We start from the raw sequence: 20,997 nt of genomic DNA, 5'->3' as shown, positions 1-20,997 counted from the left end.
GAAAATGGCGATTATTCATTACCGTGAAGTTGTATATCAGGGCCAACATGACTCTGAAATTATTGACGAGCAATCTATGCTAGATCTTGAACATTTTGCTCAAGTGTGTGGACAGAGTCAGGAATGGGTTCTGGAGTTGCTCGAATACGATATCTTACCAGTACGCTCTCAGCAATCTTCATATCAGTTTCTGGGCGAAGATGTAGCTCGTGCCCGTAAGGCTTACCGTTTACAGCGTGATTTTAATGCCAGTTTATCTGCAGTTGCAGTAATGCTGGATCTGATTGATGAAGTTCAGCATTTACGCAAACAGATTGGCATATTTAAACCCAAATAGCTGTATAACTTGGGCCAGATAAACTATAAAACTTAACTCTGGAGTAGAGAAAAATTAATCGACCGATTTACGTAATTTAAATCTGGCCCGTTTTCTCTGCTGCTGTGCTGAATGATACCTTTCTTCATCGAGTAACCAGGACAGGTTTACATTACGCTGATGATGCTGCTGAGCCAGCAGATCCAGAATACTGCGCTCTCCCCGCCCTAGCAAATGTCGCCGGTAAAATAGATAAATGAGCAAGACTGTGCAAAATAGCATGGCTACCAGCATGAGCCAGAACCCGTTCTCTACACTAAGTCCCGGCATATATTCAAAGTTCATTCCATAAATACCGGTTAATAAGGTCAAGGGCGCAAAAACAGTTGTAATAATCGCCAGAATCCGCATATTTTCATTGGTCTGGTTGGAAATAGCAGAGAAATGTAGATTAATGGCACTTTGTATGGAGTTTCGAAGCCGGGTGGTATGCTTTTGTACCCGTTCAATATGGCCAGTTAGATCATCCAGTCGAATCAACAGGATATCCTGAGGATCAACCAGATCTTCTCCCATTAGATGATGATAGTTCTGAACAATTTCATCACGGATTTCCTGCATAGCCTCAATCTGTTCTTCACAGAGATTTTCAATTTGCTGAAATAGAGTCATTTCCTGAAATAATTGATGCCACTGTTTGAAACGTTTTCTGCCCTGCAGCAACTCACGCTGCCAGTATTCAACCCGCCGTGTTAATGGCATTCGGATATCGAGATAGTTATCGATAATGCTACATAAAAGACGTAATGCCAGGTCAAAAGGAGAGGTAGCGAGTTTTTGTGGTTTTCCAGGATCATCAATATTGCAACTGAGGCTGGCCTGAAGCCGGTGGATAAAGACTTCCAGTATAGTATTGCCTTTTTCCCGCACTGTAATTAGTAGATCAGGGTTAAAAATAAAACTGACTGGCGTGGTAGCCAGACCAAAAGCACTTTCCTGCGGTTCCAGTCCAAGATCAATATTTTTGATCTGGTCATCTGGCGTAACCAGTTTTCTAAGGATCAGTAAATTGTATTCTTCAGTACTATCGAAAGTACATGGATGCTCTACGTTTAAAATATCTTTGACATGATATTCAGACAGGGACAGCTGTGAAAGCTCATGAATTTTATTCTGCCAGTCTTTAACATGATTAATTACATCGTCACGGGTCGAATCAATCCAGATAAACTCAAGCTCGTGGCCTTCTTCGGGTTGATGACTCACAAAAATGCACTGTTCGCTCAGATGTCGATAGAAATAATAAACCTGCATACCTGATAATTATTATAAAAATTTACATATGCATCATGACATAAAAAAAGCCTGCATCAAGCAGGCTTTTCTTTTCATTTCAAATTGATAACAAACTTAGTTAGAAGTTTGCTCAATATCTTTCATCGTCAGTTTAATACGGCCACGGTTATCTACATCAGCAACCTGAACTTTCACTTCCTGACCTTCTTTAAGAACATCAGTTACGTTAGCGATACGCTCATTTGAAATTTGTGAAATATGTAACAGCCCATCAGTACCTGGCATGATATTTACAAATGCACCAAATTCAACAATACGGATAACTTTACCGTCGTAGATCTTGCCTGGCTCAACCTCAGCAGTTAAGGCCTGAATCTTGGCAATTGCAGCGTTCGCAGCAGCTTTAGTTTCACCGAAAACACGAACGGTACCATTATCTTCAATATCAATTGCAGCTTTAGTTTCTTCAGTAATCTGACGAATTGTCGCGCCGCCCTTACCAATAACATCACGAATCTTGTCTGGATTAATTGTAATCACAGCAAATGTTGGAGCATGCATACTAATTTCAGGACGAGCACGAGAAATGACTTTATTCATTTCATTCAAAATATGCATACGACCAGTAAATGCCTGATTCAGGGCAACTTCCATGATCTCTTCAGTAATACCTTCGATTTTAATATCCATCTGAAGGGCAGTAATACCATTAGCAGAACCGGCTACTTTAAAGTCCATATCACCCAAGTGATCTTCATCGCCCAAGATGTCAGAAAGTACAGCGAAACGTTCTCCTTCTTTAACCAGACCCATTGCAATACCTGCAACTGGAGCTTTTAATGGTACGCCTGCATCCATCAGTGCAAGTGAAGCACCACAGACAGAAGCCATAGAAGATGAACCGTTTGACTCGGTAATATCAGATACTACACGTAGAACATACGGGAAGCGGTCAACCGGTGGAAGCACAGCCTGTACACCACGACGCGCCAAACGTCCGTGACCAATTTCACGACGTTTAGGACCAGATTCACGGCCAGTCTCACCTACTGAATACGCCGGGAAATTATAGTGCAGCATGAAGTTGTCAGTTTTGGTCCCTGACAGTGTATCAACCATCAACGCATCACGGGTATTACCCAGTGTTGCAGTAACCAGAGCCTGAGTTTCACCACGGGTAAACAATGCTGAACCGTGAGCACGTTCCAGTACGCCAACCTGTACATCAAGTGCACGTACAGTCTTAGTGTCACGACCATCGATACGTGGTTTACCTGACAGGATATTGTCACGTACGGTACGATATTTCAGCTCTTCGAACAGTTCGTTTACTTCGTCAGCAATACCAGTCTCGTCACTTTCAGGAACAAACTGTGCAATAGCTTCAGCATGTAAGGCATCAAGAGCTGCATAACGCTCCTGTTTTACAGCAATTGTATATGCTTCAGAGATTTTAGCTTCAAAAGCAGTTTTTAGCTGTTCAAGCAGTGCATCATTTTTAGTAGGTGCAACCCAAGTTGACTCAGTCGCGCCTGCTGCTGCTGCAAATTCTTTAATTGCCTGAATAGCAATCTGCATTTCATCATGACCGAACAGTACTGCGCCCAGCATCTGGTCTTCTGAAAGCTCCTTGGCTTCAGACTCCACCATCAGTACCGCAGTTTCAGTACCGGCAACCACAAGGTCAAGATCACTTTCTTTTAACTGTTCATGATTTGGGTTAAGAATATATTCGCCGTTAATTAAACCAACACGTGCACCAGCGATTGGGCCACGAAATGGTGTACCAGCGATTGACAACGCGGCTGAAGTACCCAGCATGGCAGCAATATCGGCATCCATGGTCTTGTCAGAAGAAACAACGGTTGCTGTTACCTGAATTTCGTTGTAGTAACCTTCTGGAAACAATGGACGAATTGGACGGTCGATCAGACGTGAGATCAGAGTTTCAGCTTCAGATGCACGGCCTTCGCGTTTACCGTAGCCGCCCGGGATACGACCGGCAGCATATTGTTTTTCTTGATAGTTCACAGTCAGTGGAAAAAAGTCCTGACCAGCTTTGGCAGTCGGTTGAGCAACTACAGCAACCAGTACAGAAACACCACCCATAGTGATCAGCACGGAATTCGCCTGACGTGCTACACGGCCAGTTTCCAGTACAACCTGATGCTGACCAAATTGAAATTCTTTACGGACAATGTTAAACATCGACATATATTTTAATATCCTGATTTTATTCTAGTGGAGGCCCCTAAGGTTTGACATTCATATCATTCCCGACAGCAATGATAAATGACAAAGCTTAGAAGCCGCACCTCACTAGTTTTAAACACAAAAGAAGGGACGAACTATTCGCCCCTTCTCACTTTAACCTGCAAAAGCAGATACACTTTCATTCTCAGCAAACGAAAAATCGATCATTCGACTTACCGAAAACAAAATAGGAATTGCCAGATTAACGGCGCAGACCTAGAGCAGCAATCAAATCGCTATAACGTGTAGTGTCTTTACCTTTAAGGTAATCAAGCAGCTTACGACGCTGGTTAACCATACGGATCAGACCACGACGGCTGTGATGGTCATGTTTATGTGCTTTGAAGTGAGTCTGTAAATCATTGATTTGAGCAGTCAGCAAAGCTACTTGAACTTCCGGTGAACCTGTGTCGTTTTCAGCACGAGCAAATTTAGCAACAATCTCTGCGCGATCTTGATTTGTTAAAGCCATTCGATTTCTCCGAGATGCTTTGAAAAGAGTTTTGATACCTACCAGTTTGACCGAGCCAAACTGACTGCCGTGCATCACTACAGCAAGCGTCATATTTTAAGCGAAAAACGCTCTAATTGCAAAAATTGCAGGCTGTTTTTCTGATTTAACCCTTTACCCTGACCGATTTATGACTTTTCTCCGCCTTAAATTTTTTATGAATATTTCTTATGTTTTATAAAATTGAAACTCACAAAATCCCTTAATTATTTTAGTACTTTATTAAACTCTTTAAAGATAATATATTTTGCCAATTCTAAAAATAAGTATTTAAAAAAAAAGCCCAAGCTAGGCTTGGGCTTTTTTGCGCTGTAGTTTCTTCTTTTCTCGTTATTATTCTTTAATTTATAGTTGTTCTTAACTTCTTTAAGCCAATCTTATTATGAATGAATTAATAATGTCCTGTATATAATTGTATATTTCCTTATGTGTAATATTTTGTCAGATCTAATTATGTATAAAAGTCGTATTTTACGTATCAATATGTAAGCTAAAACCTACAAATGAGTAAATTTTATCTATTGGTTTATTTATGTTTGAGTACCTTTGACATTTTAACAGGCAATAAAAAAGCCTTGTAGTCTCTCCCAAAACTACAAGGCTTAGCGGCTGTAAGTTTCCTCTTTTTCACTTACTTCATGCAAGTTCGCTGTCATTCGACTGATTATAGTTATAATGCGATTATTGCTTAGCTTTCCGTGCTAGGCTTTTTATGTGAAGCCATCATCTCAGAAACTCTGCATTAGCTCTAGGCGCTAATTTCTCGAATTGATGTAAGCAAAAACTTACAAGAAGGCTTATTATTAACTTTTATTTCACAAAATTAGTTTTCCATTAATTTTACTAACCAATCCACTTTTACGGGTGGTTTTTACTGTTAAAGACTGGACAAATGCTTCCGGGTCTACCAGTAAGCTTACTACTTTCTTAGCTCGAGTAATGGCTGTATAAATCAGTTCCTGACTTAACAAGTTTTTAGCTGTCTGGTCTAATATGACTGCGGTATGAGTAAATTCTGAGCCTTGTGACTTATGAATAGTCAGCGCAAATGCTGTTTCAATATTTTTAGGTAGCCGTGTAGCAGCCACCCATTTGTTCAGACTGGGAAAATAAACTTCAAACTGGTCAGGATGCTCCCGATGTCGAACACAGATACCGATATCACCATTTGAAAGCCCCAGCTGATAGTCGTTATAGGTCATCATAACTGGACGGCCAATATACCAGTCACCTACTGCAATTGTTTTCAAAGCCTGATTCAGCCATTGTTTAGCATACTGATTAAGTTTCTCAAGCCCTAATGCCCCGTGTCGAGTAGCTGCAAGCAGTCGGTAATGGTCAAATGCCTGAACCAGAGGTTTGACTGTATCCTCAGAAGTTTCTTCTGCCTGTAAATAATTTTTAAGTGCTTTAAGATAAGGTAAATAACCCTGCATCAGTTTTTCATAGAATTCTGTCCAATTCAGGCTTTGAGCTGAAGCAGGCAAGAATTCAAGTTGTACCTGATCCTGCATATCATGACTTAATGTAATAGCTGAAAGTTGGTCAGCCGGTACAATCTGTTGCTGGAAATAATCCAGAATCTCTGTATGAGGTTTTCCAGCTTGAAACTGCTGGATAAACTTGGCCATTTTTCCAATAAGTGCATCTTCTGTAAAACGACGGCTATTTACCAGATGGACCCGGTGTTCCGCCAAGGCAGGAATCTGTTGCAGGTCAGCAAGAACCGAGCCTACTTCAACTGAGGCTAACTGCTGAGCATCTCCAAGTAAAATAAGCCGGCAGTGATCTGGTATAGCTTCAAATAGTAGGGTTGCGAGTTCCAGGTCAAGCATGGAAGCTTCATCAATAACGATAACATCATAAGGTAACGGCTGCCGGCTATGAAAACGCGGTTGCTGGTTTTGACCCAGCCCAAGCAGCCGGTGAATGGTTTGAGTAGTCTGCATTTGCAGGCTCTGTGTGATCAAACCAGATTCCAGTAATTTGGGATCTTGAAAAGAATAACGTAGTGCTTCCTGCATACGCTGGGCAGCCTTTCCCGTAGGCGCTGCCATAGCAATACGGATATCGGGAATAGCCTGGTTAAGAACCGCGATAATACGTGCCAGTGTATAGGTTTTGCCTGTTCCTGGTCCGCCAGTAATAATACTCAGTATTTTTCTGGCAACCATTGTCAGGGCAGATTTCTGATATTTATCTTGTAACAGCCCAGAATAGGCAGTCAGGTCAACCGCAGGAATCTGCTGCTGCCACAGGCGTTCAATCTGCTTTGCCAGTCGGGTTTCCAAGGTCCAGTAGCGGTACAAATATAATGAGCTACCATCAAATATAAATGGCGCAACCGGCAAGTGCTCCTGCTGCTCAAATCCGACCAGATTATTTAAAACCTTGACCTGATCGTCGGTGGCTTCAATACAGCTATTGCCCTGCTGAAGAGCCTCGAGAACCTGGACAATTATATTAGTAGCATTTTCATGTTTTTCACCGTCATGAAAAGGGGTCTGTGCAATAAAACTGCTCCATGTACTGATCCATTGCTGTTGGGAGCTTTCATGAAGCTGTTTATTTTCCACACAGTTATCCTCATAGTTATCTACAGAGTTATAAACAAATTTATCCACAAATTAAGTATTTGTTTATAAAATATTTCAAATAACTTATTAAGCAATTTTACTCATTTTATCTTCAATAAAATAACCTAATAAAGCATCAAGTCGCAGGATAAATTCTGTACTGGGTTTCCAGTAATAGATGCCATGGTCCGGTTGACCGTTCATGCCACGCAGATAGAGATAACTTGCTCCGCCCAGATCCCGGCTGATCTCGTAATTTTGCATCTGTATACTCAGATAACGATGCAGTGCAACCAGATAAAGACCAGCCTGTAACCAATAACTTGAATGTGACATACTGGCTCGGATTGAGGCATGATTATAGTCTGACTGATCACTACCCAGAAAATTACTCTTATAATCGGCAATATGATATTGATGACCATCAAAATAAACCAGATCGATGGAACCATTCAGATAACGCGCAGATTCAGCAGGATTTAGTTCAGGCATATCAATCCCGTATTCAGCAAACAGCTGGTGAATTCGCTGAATTGCCAATACATGATCTGAAAGTGCCAGACAAAATGGAAATTCAGCCAAATGCTGTTCCGGTTGTAACTGCTTTAACTCAAAACCTGCGTGTAACGGAGTCCCAAGTACCTGTTGGAGCCACTCTGCCAGCCAGTTTAACAGTAGCTGTTCATCTTCTGCCTGTTCGGGAAAATCCCGCTGATATTTGTCCCGTAATTCATTCCATAGGCCGCTATAATCATTTTTAAAACGGCGGCGGATTTCCAGTATCCAGTCTGCCGGCTCCTGAAAATCAATATGCTCAAAAATCTCATGCAGAAAATTACCAGCTACAGTACCCATCGGAAAGTTTTGTTTGATCCAGCTTAAGGGCTGGGTTGCCGGTAAGTACGCTTTATCTACTACATGCAACTCGTCTTCGGCACTTTCTGGTCGCTTTACTTCATTTGCAAGCGGATCAAAGATTTTTCTAGTTTTGAGATGCTGCGCCAGATAGCTAAAGCTGGTTTTGGCCCGAGGATAAAAACGCTGCTGGGGCAGATTCAAGGCTTGGACACTGATTTGCTTTGAGACCGAACTGGCAGAAACTTTTGCCGGTAGCTGCTCTAGAAGCGGCTCATCCATGCAGTGACGATGTACAAAAGGCTCTGCCCGATTACGCCAGAAAGCCAGGCTGTCCCTAGCTTTACCTTCAGTATCTTGCAGCATGGCATAAACACGGTGACTGGCGCGGGTTAAGGCAACATACCAGAGACGACGGTTTTCTGCTGCTGCACGTTCCTGATGCTGGTTTACTGCATTTTCATCTAGCAGGTTTTTGTCTGCTACCGCAATAACCCGCTGCTTTTCAAGCTGACCTGTTACAGGGTTTAACTGCTCAACCGTAGAGAAATTCAGGGTTTTATTCATTTCCTTAAATGCTTTGTCAGCACCCAGCAAAAATACCACCTTAAATTCCAGTCCCTTTGACTGGTGAATGGTCATCAGTTGTACACCTGCTTCATTAGACAGGCGTCGTTCCAGTTCCCATTCTCGTTCGCTTGGTGACTGTAACTGTTTAAAATACCAATAATACAGATTCTTGGCACCCGGATAAATTTCGCTATGCTGGCTCAGTACTTCGGTTAAATGCCGCAGATTTACTACAGCCCTTTCGTTATCTTTACTGGCAATGGCTACCAGTTTCTGCCAGACCTGAAAATGTTGCAGACAGTACTGCCAGGCACTCAGGAAACCACGTTCCAGCCATAATTCACGGATATCATCAAACTTGTGTATAAAACTGCTCAAACCATCAGTGCGCTGCTCCAGCTCGACCAGACTTTGCAAATTAAAATCGAGTAACCGGCTCAGTAAAGCCCGTTTAACCTTACCCTCATCATACGGATGCATGATAGCCGTCAGCAGTGCTCCAACATCACGGGCCACTTGGCAGTCAAATACGCTACGCTTAGAGGGCCGGTTAACCCGGATACCTAAAGACTCTAAAGCATACTGGGCTTTGTCTAGCCCATCATGATTCTTGGACAGGATAGCAATATCATTTTCATTTAAAGGACGCTGACCGCCTGACTCGTCAAATAACAACTCTTTGGCTATACCGTGGTTTAATAATTGACGAATCTTCCAGGCAACCTGTTCGGCCTCTTTGTTTTTATCACTAAGCTGGACCCAGCGTAGTGGACAGTAGTTTTTACGCTGCCGGTCGGTTAAAGGCGGATGCTGACGTGCTCCTGCCTGAATCGGGGTATAAATAACCTCTTCACCAAAGTTGACTTCACGTTGAAATAGCGCATCGACCACTTCTACCAGTTCAGGAACTGAACGGTGGTTTTGTCTTAAGGTATAGAGTTTACCCTGTTTGATTAAAACATCCTGCCGGGCCTTGATATAAGTCAGCATGTCTCCGCCCCGGAAACCATAAATTGCCTGTTTTGGATCACCGACCATAATCATACAGCTGTGCTGATGTCGCTGTGGATGCCGCCAGATACTAGCCAGCATATTATCCTGGTCTTGATTGGTATCCTGAAATTCGTCGACCACAATCAGGGGATAACGGGCTTGGACATATACTGCAAAACGCTGGCCTTGTTCACCCTGCAAAGCCTCAGCCAAAGTCCGGATTTGCTGTGAAAATGTGGTTTCCCCACGCTGCTGCAGTAATTGTGGAAGGCGCTTACGCACTTCCTGACTAATATAAAACTGTAAATAGGTATCTAACCGGGAAAGATCAGTTTTTAAATTGGCTACACATTCGCAAAACCGGCGCAGACCCTGGATAATCTGATGATTTTCAAAGTATTCTAGTACCTCGGCAGCACATTTGTTCAGAACCTTTTTTGTGGCCAGATCTGTAATACACTTAAAGATATCGGTCCAGTGTGCTGCAAATAAGGCATAAGAACGCTGGGTATGTAAAGCCTTAATAAAATCTGGCAGATTCTGACACAGCGTTGTTTCCATTAACTGCTCAGTCCGCCATTTTTTTCCGACTATACTATTGTGCTGTCCATCTGCCCGATAATAATCGGCCAGCCCTTCTACTAAAGACAGATCCAGTTTTAACAAGAGATCCAGCTCCGCTTCAAACTGTTCCAAATCCATGACTGGTGCGGCAACAGGCATAAACTGGGCTGAAGAGAAATTCAGGCTGTTTTCTACAATCGCCAGATAACCGTCAGTATTTTTGAGCTGTTTGCTTAACAGTAAATAGTCAATCAAGGGCTGCGGCTGAGCTTGAATCCACTCTCTTAAAATGTCATGGACGATTTGCTGACTATAGGCCTTAGCATCTTCAGTTAACTGTGCCCGTTCAATTTTGCCACTTTCAAAGGCAAACTCACGCAGCAATTTCTGGCTAAAACTGTCCAGCGTACTGACAAACAGTTCATCCAGCTGGTCTATGACCAGTTTAAGTCGTTCGCAGACATAACCAACCTGTGTCGAAAATTGTTTACAGAGCACCTGATACAGGGGATCTTTTTCCTGTTCTGCCTTATGCAACATTTCAATTTCTGTCAAATCCTGACAATCATTAAAATATTGATAGGCTTCTACCAGACGGCTACGAATCCGGCTTTTTAGTTCAGCTGCCGCTGCTCGGGTGAAAGTGGTGGCAATAATCTGGTTGGGGAGATATTTCTCAATAAGAATACGCACTATCAGGCTAGACAGGGTATAAGTTTTTCCTGTGCCAGCCGAGGCCTCGATCAAATGCAGGCCAGAGAAACACATATCAGCAATCGGATATTCCGAAATAGCCTGTGGCTCATTCATGTTGTTTCAACCCGCTGATATTCAAAAATAGGTGCATATAACTCATAAGAGAAAGTTTTACAGCAATGCTCCAGTAAGGCAGTGGCGTCCTGTTCCTGCAAGATAAACTGCCAGTCACGGTGGAGCCGTACCGCCTCATTTTCTGTTGCGGAAAATGAACTGTACTGATGGGTTTCATTCCAGTCTTTTAACAGCGCATCAAAATTATTAATGACTTTCTGGCCAACTTCATTTTCAGTCCATTCATGCTTTTTACCCTTTTCAGCCACATTTAACATCAGGGCAGCCGGTAGAACCAGCGGCTGGCTTTGGCCATATTGCCAAGCCTTAAACCAAGGATCAAGCAGCTTTCGTGCTTCCACTGAACAGACACCCGCACAGATTACAGTCTGGTCACTGAAGACAACCACACGCTGTAATTTCCGGCTTGTCTCTTCTGACTGGTTCAGATAAGCCAACCATAAAAGATATTCAAGCCAGACTTTGGCGCGGCGCTTAGCCCGTGCACTAGATGGCTCCATACTGACCCAGTCAGTCATACCTGCTTGAGGAATATTAATCTGCATATGCAGTTCAGCACTGACCTTCCACATCTGCTGGGTGACTGGAGTGACCTCGGGTGCATAACGTTGCAGACGGGCCTTTAAAGTTTCCTGTTCAGCCAGGCTGATCTGCCAAGTACTATGTGCCACTTTTCCAACCGGTAGCTGGTGCATCAGTATTTGTGGCTCTTTCACACTATTCTGCTGATAGAGAAAATCTCGAATAGCATAGCGGCCTAATCCATCTAGTATTAAGGGTTCATGCTGAGCTGCACTTTCACTCGAACTCAGATTTTCAACCCCTAGGGTCTTTAAATACAGTCGCGCTGGAAAGATGACATCTTGTATCCATTGCTGGCTATGGAGAACCTGAATATTTTCAGTATTTAGCGGGTATGGTATGTTTGCCCACGGCTGGCGTTGTCCACGCGCCTGTAGTAAGTGCTGTGCCACATTAAACCATTGATCCTGATAGCGGATCAGCTTTTCAGTGGCAAAACCAGCCGGGTCAAAAGGTTGCAGGTGATGAACGTGATAAAGCTGCTCAAGCTGTCGGGGTACTTCAATCCCATTCAGGGAAATTTTTTGGTCTATCACCTCATCGGGCTGTTCAGAAGCGACAATCAATGCCAGATGCTGTACAAATTCCTGCAAGGTACTCGATGGCTCACGTACTTCCCCGTCATTAACATCAAAGCCATTATAAAATAGCCATAAATTTTCCTGAGCTAACAGTAATGCATCTAGAAATGCGCCCTGATCATCTTCCAGTCGTGAGCGGTCACCCAGCTGTGGACGCAGTATATCCATCAGGTCAAAAGGTAACCGTTGGCTGCGACTTGGAAATGTGCCACTGTCCAGGTTTAGCATAACTACCAAGCGGTACGGTAAGGGCCGGATTTGCCCGATCTGGCTAAAGGTAATCTGGCCGGTAGGTTCCGCCTGCTCAATCTGGGCATCGAGCGCTGTATTAATTTCTTCAATGAGGTATGCCAGGGGTAAACAGATACCATGTAAATTTTGCTCTTCTTGCTCACTATAAAAGTTGGCCAGTGTCAGCATTCTAATCTGTTTATGAATAATTTCGCGTACCGGTTTCAGTGCAGTAACGCCCTGTTGTTCAAATTCTGCAATATCTTCATTTAAACGCTGTAACCAGCTCTCAACTACTACTCGTTCTCCCAGCTCATGGCACAGTAGCCAGTCCCGGCGCCGGTCAAAGTCTTGATAAATTTCGATCAGCTTGGCAACTAACTCAAAGTCACTCGGTTGTACCTGGGCAAAGCTTAGGGTTTCATTAAAAATCGTATGGTCAGGAATAGCAATGCCCAGTGCCAGCCGGTCTAGTGCAAATTTGAATGTAAAACGGAAGTCCTCATCATGCCGGCTCAGGCTATATTGTAAATGCCGGGCATCCAGTCCGCGTTTAAAGCCGGCTGCAGCCAGCAGGACCAGCATACGTTCACTGCGATTGACATCCAGTCCGTAACACTGTTGGGTTGCCGTCAGATTTAACCAGTCTGAAAATTCTTGCAAGGTGAAGCGGCCACGCACCAGCTGAATTCGTTCCAGAACTGCGCGCCAAGCATTGCTGGCATCAAGTTGTGCCACACCGGCAATTTTAATAGGCAGATGAACCTGCCGCTCTCTGGTGGCTGCCTGAAAAATATTAGAATCGGTGCTAGATATACCGTATTTAGGGGCAACAGCAAACACACTGCGAATTAAAGGTTCAAGTTCTTTTAGATTAGGTACCAGCACTAAAACATCGCTAGGCCTACGCTGCTGGTCTTTTGATTTTTGCGAGAGCCAGTAAGTCAGCTGGTCTTTTAAGACTTCAAGCTGACGTAACGAAGAATGACAGACATGAATCTGGATAGAATCATCTGTTGCATTTAGTGGATATCGATGTTTCTGCGGTTCTGCCAGATACAGGATATCTGACTGTAATTTACCCAGCAGATTATCAGGAAACTCGTCAACAAAAGCATCTACCCATTGTCCTTCTTCCCCTGAGGATAAACTCGACAGCAATGAAAAATGGTCACGTGCCTGCTTGCCAAAACGGGTCAGCAGCGGATGACGCGACTCTCTGACTTCTGCATTAAAATGCAGGGTGAAATCCTCAAAAAACTTTTTGATATCGGCATCGGTTGCCTGCGGATTTTTACTAATGAAACGCTCTTTTACGCGCAGATCATAACGCTTTTTCCAGACCGGATCGACACTATCTGCCCAGTATTCCTGTGAAGGATTGTAGTGCAGAATAAAGACATCAATATATTGTCCCAAACGGCGCAAAAACTGTAACTGGTTCGGTGGCAGATCCAGCAATGTAAATACCACCAGTTGCTGAGGCAAACGTTTAAGCGCCTGCTTGCGCATTGCTTCCTGCTCCAGCTGTTGCCAGAACTCGGCATCAATTTCCTGCATCAGCTCGAAGTCTTCATGAAATACTTCCTGCCAGAGCCAACGCTGCCAGCCTTCCAGTTCATGTGCCTGGTTCAAGGTAAAGGCAGAAATTTCAGTGCCTGTTGTATAAAATAATGCTTCGATATCGAGTGGCTGATTCTGTCCCCAAGCTTTTAGCCAGTTGGTTGGACAACGACAAACATCTGTACACCCTTTTTTAGTACAATAGCCACGGTAAACCATATAGTTGCTAAACAGGCTAGAGACCTGCTCAGCTACCCAGTACAGCATGCCTTGTTTCTTGAGCTGCCGGATTATGCCCGGTTCAAGTCCTTCGGCGGTATCGTAAATCCGGCAAATAATCGGATATAGGGGATGCTGCTGATCTAGCTGTAATTTTTCAGCTTCAATAAAAGGACCCAAGGCCTGATAAACCCGCCACTTCATAATCAGGCGCGGAATATTGGCTTTACGGACCTTATCTTTATCAGCCAGTACCTGCTGATAGGCATACCATTGGAAACCGCGTATACGCTGGTGAAACAGCTGGTTGGCACTAATGCCCTGTTCTTCAGCCATTTTCTGGGTCAGCCACTGCTCGATAGCTGGAGTCGGTACCACAAAGTGCTGGGTTTTCAAGACTTCAAGCGGATGTACTGCCGGCTGGCCCAAGGTAGAAAGCACCCCGTGTACCAATACGTCAATACGCTGGCTTTGAATAACATGAATCCCCATATTCTTTTTACCCTAATAACAAATATTCAAGTTCTGTGCACAAAATCACAAAGATAATTCACTGTACAACACCTGCTGGCCATGTCACTTTTACATCATCCATAGGTACAAAATTTCTTTGAAATACGTATCTTAATAGTGATTCAATTGGAAAATTAACACTTCACTGAATAAGGTATTCATATAATGAAAATAGACAAGATTCCTGATGCCATTGATCCTACCCTGAATTTAGAACAGATTCGTCAAGAATGTCTGGAACTGGTCAAAAAACGTGCTTACGTATCCGCTGGGGCGGCCGTAATTCCAATTCCTTTTTTTGATGTCGTGATTGACATCGGTATTTTATCGCAATTATTGCCGGAAATTAACCATCGTTTTGGCCTGACCCCTGACCAGATCAGTGTTTATGACGCAAAAACCAAACAAATTCATTGGAATGAGCTGCGTAAACGTGGCGTAGAATTTTCTGGCTTGGTAGTTGCCCGTACTGCGGCAAAGCAGTCATTAAATGGAATGGTCGGTAAAGTATTGACTAAACAGGTGACCAAATTTATTCCGCTCGGTGGTCAGATTGTTGCAGCAAGTCTGGGTTATATTATTATGAAGAAGATAGCCGAAGCACATGTTGAGGAAAGCTATAAAATGGCTAAAAATATTCAGCAGAAAATACAAAAAGCTTAAAAATGATTTCTATAACTCAATATTAAAAAACTACAGGCTGACTAATCAGCCTGTAGTTTTTTCAGAATGCCTTCGAGTACCTGTATACGAGCGGCTTCTTTATTATTTGTTGCAATTACCTGCCAAGGCGCCCATGCAGGACTGGTCCGCTCAAACATGTCAGCAGCAGCTTTTAAGTATTCATCCCATTTTTCGCGGTTACGCCAGTCTTCATCTGTAATTTTAAAACGTTTATGTGGTGTATCGGCACGGGCCTGAAAGCGCTTGGCCTGCTCGTCTTTACTGATCGCCAGCCAGAATTTGATCACCAGAGTCTGACTGTCAGTTAGGTCTTTTTCAAAACGGTTAATCTCATCGTAGGCCCGTTGCCACTCTGCCGGCTTGGCAAAACCTTCTATACGCTCGACCAGTACCCGGCCATACCAGGAGCGGTCAAAAATCATGATATCTTCATGTTCATCCAGCTTGTTCCAAAAACGCCATAAGTAGGGTCGGCGCAGCTCGTATTTTTCCGGGGCAGCAATGCTATAAATTGTATATTCACGTGGGTCCAGCTTTTTAACAATCCGTTTAATGGCTCCTCCTTTACCAGCTGCATCCATGCCTTCAAAAACGATTACCACCTGACGTTCATCATGACGTAGTGCGGTTGCAACCTGACGACTTAATTCCTTTAAATGACTCTTATACTCATTTTCTGCCAGTTCCTCATTTTGGGGCTCCAGCAATAGTTGCGGAACAGCTGCCTGTTTCCAGTTAGTCACTCCATTGTTCTGATGGACTGGCAGGCGTTGCATAGCTTCTAATATAGATTGCGCAAACTGCTGGTCACGGATTTTTTCATCCTCTCCATCAATGATCAGCCAGTCATCAGTAAAACGCTGACGTAACTTTTGCAGAGTCTCATACTGTTTTTTATTGCGCCAGTCCAGCCCATGCAGGCGGTGCCAGTGCAATTCTGAAGCATCGATATTGTCCAGACGCTTTTGCAGATTTTTCCAGGGCAGATCAAACCAGACTTTAACAACCTCGACATGATTATTCTGGAGGTCCTGCTCAAAGGCACGCATATTTTCGATATAACTGTCATACATGCCTTGGTCAAGCGGTTCAGAAACATGCATAGCTGTTGCCAGCAGGTCGCTGTACCAGTTCCCGAACATCACCACAATCTGCCCTTCTGCAGGTATGAAACGACTATATGGCTGCCAGAAAGCCAGCTTGGGGGTCAATAGATGTGGAGGATCAGCCTTGACCTGCAGATAACGTGGATCCACCCATTCACGAAGCTGCTTGACTGCCTCGCCCTTACCAGCCAGCTCAATGCCACTTACCAAAATGACCAGACTTTTAGCCTGCGGTGTTCCCCGACTTTCCCGCAGGGCATACTGGGCATCGATCAGGGCAAGTGATAACTCATCTTCATTCATCAGTTTAAAAGATCTTTTTTCTTGTCCGGCCATGCGTGCCTCATCATTTCTGTTTTGTTCAATATACTGTGATTTAAACTAGCACCCTGAAACTTAATGTATTATTTGTTTCACTTTATTTAGCGCATCTTTTATAGATTGACTGACTATTTTTTAATAAGTCCAGAACAATGTTGTCATAGCACCTGATTTAAACTCTGGCTATGCTTTTCTTTTTTTATATTTAAACTGGGTTATGTTATCTCATGTCTAAACTCGACGCCCTTGACCAGCTTTTAAAACAATATAATGACTTAAGCTATCATCAGGATCCTGCTTTAAAAAAACGTTTATACGAGGCTCAAGCCTGGCTTAAAGCGCGAATCCAATCTACGCATCAGGGACTTTTTAGTCAGCCACAAAACCAGCTGATGGCTACATATTTTCTGAATCGTCTATATGGCGGACCAGAATTTGATGATCTGGCTAAACAGATTGAACGCTTACTCAAGTATGCACATAAAGCAGAGAAGCTATTGCCTGAAAATGCCATCAGAACCGGACTGAAATCCGTCAGTCTGGCAGTATTGGCAATGCAGCTTGATGAACAGGTGGCTGCACAGCTTCTTGAAGACTACCCGGCTGAGGAGCCTATTAATGATGAAATGATGCGTCTGACGTTAATTAAATTAAATCAGTCAGATGCGCGTTACCATCAACTCGCCTTACTTGATGAACTAGGGCTAAATCTTGATAAATACATGCGTTCTTTTGTTATGCATACCGCATTCAAAATGTGTAAAGGCGTAGCGCAAAAATACCAGTTCCAGCTGATGTACGATTTTATTGGTGAGGGGTTTGTGGCTATGAAACCGATGAAATCAGCTGCTGCTTTCATTTATAGTTTCACCGAGAAAGAACGACAGATTATCGACAATGTTCATTCAGGCAAGGTAGATCCGTTTAAAATATAATCTGTGCTAGAAACCGGATAAAAGATAACTCAACAGATTTTTTCTGTATATTATTCCGAGCAATTACAAGATGAACGCTGTAAAAATAGCAAGAATCTGTCATCATGCAACCTACTGCAAGATTTATTATTTCTGTGTTCAGGAGTGACTCGTATGTCTAATGAAAACCCTACATCCAGCCCAGCCACTGAGTCGGTATCCAATACAGAGAAAGTCAGTCCGTTCTTAACCGAGCCTTTACCGCAAGGTGCGCCTCAAGGCCAGCAGCAATCCCTACAACAACAGCTGACTGATGCTTCAACCAATACACAGGTACCTAAATATAACCTGCCACGTGGTGCCAACACCGGTAACGTAGGTGAAGTGACTCACTTTGGCTATAAGAGTGTACGTGCTGAAGACAAAGCACAAAAGGTTGCAGAAGTATTTCATTCGGTCGCCAGCAAATATGATGTCATGAATGACCTGATGTCTTTCGGCATTCATCGCTTGTGGAAGCGTTTTGCAATTAACATGTCAGGTGTGCGTCGCGGCCAGCATGTACTAGATATTGCAGGCGGCACAGGTGATCTGGCTAAAGTTTTTAGCCGTGAAGTTGGCCCTACTGGTCATGTTGTTCTGTCTGATATCAATGAATCCATGCTCAATGTTGGACGCGACCGTCTGCTAGATGCGGGTTGTACTAATGTCGATTTTGTACTTGCTAATGCTGAAACACTGGAACCATTTGCAGATAACAGCTTTGACCTGCTGACTATCAGTTTTGGCCTGCGTAATGTGACAGATAAAGATGCAGCGCTACAAGCTATGTACCGTGTACTTAAGCCGGGCGGCCGCCTGCTGGTTCTGGAGTTTTCTAAACCGGTATTTGAGCCTTTTTCAAAACTCTACGACCTATATTCATTCACTGCCCTGCCGCTTATGGGCAAACTGGTTGCAAATGATTCTGAAAGCTATAAATATCTTGCTGAATCCATTCGTATGCACCCGGACCAGCGTACACTTAAAACAATGATGGAAAATGCCGGATTCCAAAACTGTGATTACCACAACCTGACAGGTGGTATTGTTGCGGTACACCGTGGATTTAAACTTTAAAAGGTAGAACGATATGTGGTCGATTTTAGCACTGGGTGCTATCGAGCGTGTCATTCATCACTGGATTGAGCTGGATTCGCTGACACGTATTCAGCTTAACCAGCTACAAGGCAAAATGCTAAGGGTTGTAATTGCTTCACCGCAGCTGTCTGTAGATATCTGCTTTGATGAAGATGAGGTACGGCTGGAACCAACCATTACCGGGCATCCGGAGCAGTCTTCTGTTTTTGAACAGCGTCCTTTTGATCCAGAACATGCTTTTAGTGAAGCGACAGCAACCTTAAAGGTTGAAAATATAGTTGAACTGGCCAAACTTTTTCTGACAGAAGAGATCGGTAATATTCCGGTACAAGGTGATTATCGCTTGCTACAGGAATTACAGCGTATTATTCAGCAGGCCGAGCCTGATCTGGCAGCACATCTTTCCCCATGGATAGGTCCGGCCTTGGCACATGAGCTCGGCAAACTCCAGCTTGCACCTAAAATTTTAAAGCGTTCAATGCAAAGCCACTTCTTTTTTGCCGAAGATGCACTCAAAGAAGATAGCGGGCTATTTGCAGGCCGCTGGGAAATGGATGAGCTACATCACTCTACTCGGCAACTTAACCAGAATATTGACCGTCTAGAAGCGCGTCTTCAGCAGCTTCAAGCTCAGCTTTTGTCTCAATCAGTCCAAAAACAAGACTAGGTAACACTCTCTATGATTCCGCACGTTACACGTTTACTCGAACTCTGGCGTATCGCAGCCCATTACAGACTCGACACCCTGGTTCCCGCGGAAGAAATACCTGTCAAAGCCCGTCCTGTACTAAATTTAATCCGCCTGCATCCGGCTGCATGGTCGAGTAAAGAACGTAAAAACTCACTCAAGCTAAAAGAAGCCCTAGAAGACATGGGGCCATTAGCAATCAAGCTGGGACAACTGCTTTCTACCCGTCGCGACCTGATACCACCCGAGATTCTGGCACAGCTGGTGCTGTTGCAGGACAGAGTCAAGCCTTTTCCAGTTGAGGTGGCTAAATCAAGAATCCAGCAATCCCTGAGGGCTGATATATACACCTTGTTTGCGCGTTTTGACGAGCAGCCGCTGGCTGCTGCTTCAATTGCCCAGGTACATACAGCTGCCTTGCATGATGGCCGTGAAGTGGTCGTTAAAGTAACCCGGCCCGATATCCGAGTGCAGATTTTACAGGATTTTGAAATTTTGGCCTGGCTGGGCCATTGGCTGGAAAGCCGGATTGAAGCAGCACGTGCCTTGCATTTATCTGAAATTATCCAGGATTATCGCCAGATTATCCTGAACGAACTCGACCTTACTCTGGAAGCTGATAATACGCGTCGTATGCGTCATTATTTTACTGGCTCTAGCATGATGTATGTACCGGAAGTCTATATGGACAGTCCGGATGTAATGGTTGCAGAGCGTATTACGGGCGTTCCAATCTCAGATACGGCCACCTTTGACCGTATGGGGATGGACCGGGCCGATCTGGCTGAAAAGGGATTAACCATTTTCTTTACCCAAGTATTCCGTGACAACTTTTTCCATGCTGACATGCATCCGGGCAATGTCTTTGTGGAAACTATCAACCCACAGAATCCACGCTTTATCGCACTGGACTGCGCGATTATGGGTGAACTCTCTAAACATGACCAGATGACTGTCGCACGAATGCTGCTGGCCGTGATGAACAGTAATTTTATGCAGCTGATCCAGATTGTGCATCAGGCGGGCTGGATCCCTCCAGGTACGGACCAGGATGCGCTGGCTCGTGAAATGCGCCGTACTGTCGGGCCAATGGTTTCCAAGCCAATGGATCAACTGGACTTTGCTGGCATTCTTATTCAGGTGATGGATATTGCCCGCAGGTTCCATCTGGAAATTCCACCACAACTGATGCTTTTGCTTAAAACATTAGTTCACGTGGAGGGTTTGGGTACTGACCTGTATCCACAGCTGGATATCTGGAAACTGGCCAAACCCATCCTGACCGACTGGATCAAGGCAAATATGCATCCCGTCAAGAATATTAAGGAAATAGGTCAGCAAATTCCAGACCTGCTCCTGGGAGCACAAGATTTACCAAGCTTATTGATTGACAGCCTTAATGGACTAAAAAACCAGTCATCCTGGCATGAAAAGCAACTGCGTGAGTTACAGGGTATGCGTCTGCAAATGGAACACCAGCAGCGACGTAGCTGGATTTTCGGCAGCCTCATAGCTATTTTTCTCAGTATAGCCATCATTGCGCCATGGTATTTGTCGGTTTTGCTTATTGCGTTTGCCAGCTTCTTAGCCTTATGGCGGGTAGTAAAATAATTTTAAATTCAGCTTTAGTTTTTCTTGACTGACGCCATAGGATCAAATATTCATGGCGTCTAATCCTGTCGTTTTTTTC

General features: G+C 43.9%; 13 protein-coding genes. 6 read left to right on the top strand and 7 right to left on the bottom strand.

All coding sequences use genetic code 11. From position 1 onward, the window contains the following. Positions 1-4 precede the first annotated feature (4 nt). Positions 5-337: a chaperone modulator CbpM gene (locus ABZP31_RS01370; protein ID WP_034671095.1), complete on the top strand. Its 333-nt coding sequence runs from the start codon at positions 5-7 to the stop codon at positions 335-337. A 54-nt stretch (positions 338-391) separates the two neighbouring features. Here ABZP31_RS01370 and ABZP31_RS01365 read toward each other — a convergent pair whose 3' ends face one another. The 6 genes from ABZP31_RS01365 to ABZP31_RS01340 form a co-directional block, all read right to left on the bottom strand. After that, entirely contained in the window at positions 392-1,630 is a 1,239-nt protein-coding gene (locus ABZP31_RS01365; RefSeq protein WP_005405997.1) for a magnesium transporter CorA family protein, read from the bottom strand. 96 nt (positions 1,631-1,726) lie between these two features. Then, positions 1,727-3,820: a polyribonucleotide nucleotidyltransferase gene (pnp, locus tag ABZP31_RS01360; protein ID WP_171054432.1), complete on the bottom strand. Its 2,094-nt coding sequence runs from the start codon at positions 3,818-3,820 to the stop codon at positions 1,727-1,729. A gap of 247 nt (positions 3,821-4,067) precedes the next feature. Continuing rightward, the gene (gene rpsO / locus ABZP31_RS01355) at positions 4,068-4,337 is read right to left on the bottom strand and encodes a 30S ribosomal protein S15 (RefSeq protein WP_005016930.1); all 270 of its coding nucleotides are present in this window, start codon (positions 4,335-4,337) and stop codon (positions 4,068-4,070) included. A gap of 854 nt (positions 4,338-5,191) precedes the next feature. Next, a complete protein-coding gene (gene recD, locus ABZP31_RS01350; RefSeq protein WP_248134794.1) occupies positions 5,192-6,952 on the bottom strand; it encodes an exodeoxyribonuclease V subunit alpha in 1,761 nt (586 codons plus the stop codon). Positions 6,953-7,039: 87 nt separating this feature from the next. After that, complete coding sequence (locus ABZP31_RS01345) at positions 7,040-10,744, bottom strand: UvrD-helicase domain-containing protein (RefSeq protein WP_248134792.1); 3,705 nt, start codon at positions 10,742-10,744, stop codon at positions 7,040-7,042. Next, a complete protein-coding gene (locus ABZP31_RS01340; RefSeq protein WP_248134790.1) occupies positions 10,741-14,433 on the bottom strand; it encodes an exodeoxyribonuclease V subunit gamma in 3,693 nt (1,230 codons plus the stop codon). Before ABZP31_RS01340 ends, ABZP31_RS01345 begins: the two co-directional genes overlap by 4 nt. A gap of 186 nt (positions 14,434-14,619) precedes the next feature. Here ABZP31_RS01340 and ABZP31_RS01335 point away from each other — a divergent pair, with 186 nt between their 5' ends. Next, positions 14,620-15,117, top strand: coding sequence for a hypothetical protein (locus tag ABZP31_RS01335; protein WP_005016937.1), 498 nt, complete (start codon positions 14,620-14,622; stop codon positions 15,115-15,117). Between the two features lie 41 nt (positions 15,118-15,158). Here ABZP31_RS01335 and ABZP31_RS01330 read toward each other — a convergent pair whose 3' ends face one another. Then, positions 15,159-16,580 (bottom strand): phosphate--AMP phosphotransferase, encoded by a 1,422-nt coding sequence (locus tag ABZP31_RS01330; protein WP_248134788.1) that lies wholly within the window; start codon positions 16,578-16,580, stop codon positions 15,159-15,161. A gap of 212 nt (positions 16,581-16,792) precedes the next feature. Between ABZP31_RS01330 and ABZP31_RS01325 the strand changes: the two genes are divergently transcribed. The 4 genes from ABZP31_RS01325 to ABZP31_RS01310 all read left to right on the top strand — a co-directional run bounded on the left by ABZP31_RS01325 (position 16,793) and on the right by ABZP31_RS01310 (position 20,918). Next, positions 16,793-17,500 (top strand): hypothetical protein, encoded by a 708-nt coding sequence (locus tag ABZP31_RS01325; protein WP_248134786.1) that lies wholly within the window; start codon positions 16,793-16,795, stop codon positions 17,498-17,500. A gap of 153 nt (positions 17,501-17,653) precedes the next feature. Continuing rightward, entirely contained in the window at positions 17,654-18,598 is a 945-nt protein-coding gene (gene ubiE, locus ABZP31_RS01320) for a bifunctional demethylmenaquinone methyltransferase/2-methoxy-6-polyprenyl-1,4-benzoquinol methylase UbiE (RefSeq protein ID WP_034683429.1), read from the top strand. A 13-nt stretch (positions 18,599-18,611) separates the two neighbouring features. Beyond that, entirely contained in the window at positions 18,612-19,286 is a 675-nt protein-coding gene (locus ABZP31_RS01315; RefSeq protein ID WP_106438952.1) for an SCP2 domain-containing protein, read from the top strand. A 12-nt stretch (positions 19,287-19,298) separates the two neighbouring features. Further along, positions 19,299-20,918 (top strand): AarF/UbiB family protein, encoded by a 1,620-nt coding sequence (locus ABZP31_RS01310; protein WP_248134784.1) that lies wholly within the window; start codon positions 19,299-19,301, stop codon positions 20,916-20,918. Positions 20,919-20,997 lie beyond the last annotated feature (79 nt).

Source organism: Acinetobacter sp. FL, assembly GCF_040744925.1.
GTDB classification, from domain to species: Bacteria; Pseudomonadota; Gammaproteobacteria; order Pseudomonadales; family Moraxellaceae; genus Acinetobacter; species Acinetobacter radioresistens.
Note: the sequence above shows the minus strand (reverse complement) of the source record. Positions and strands in the feature narration are given on the sequence as shown.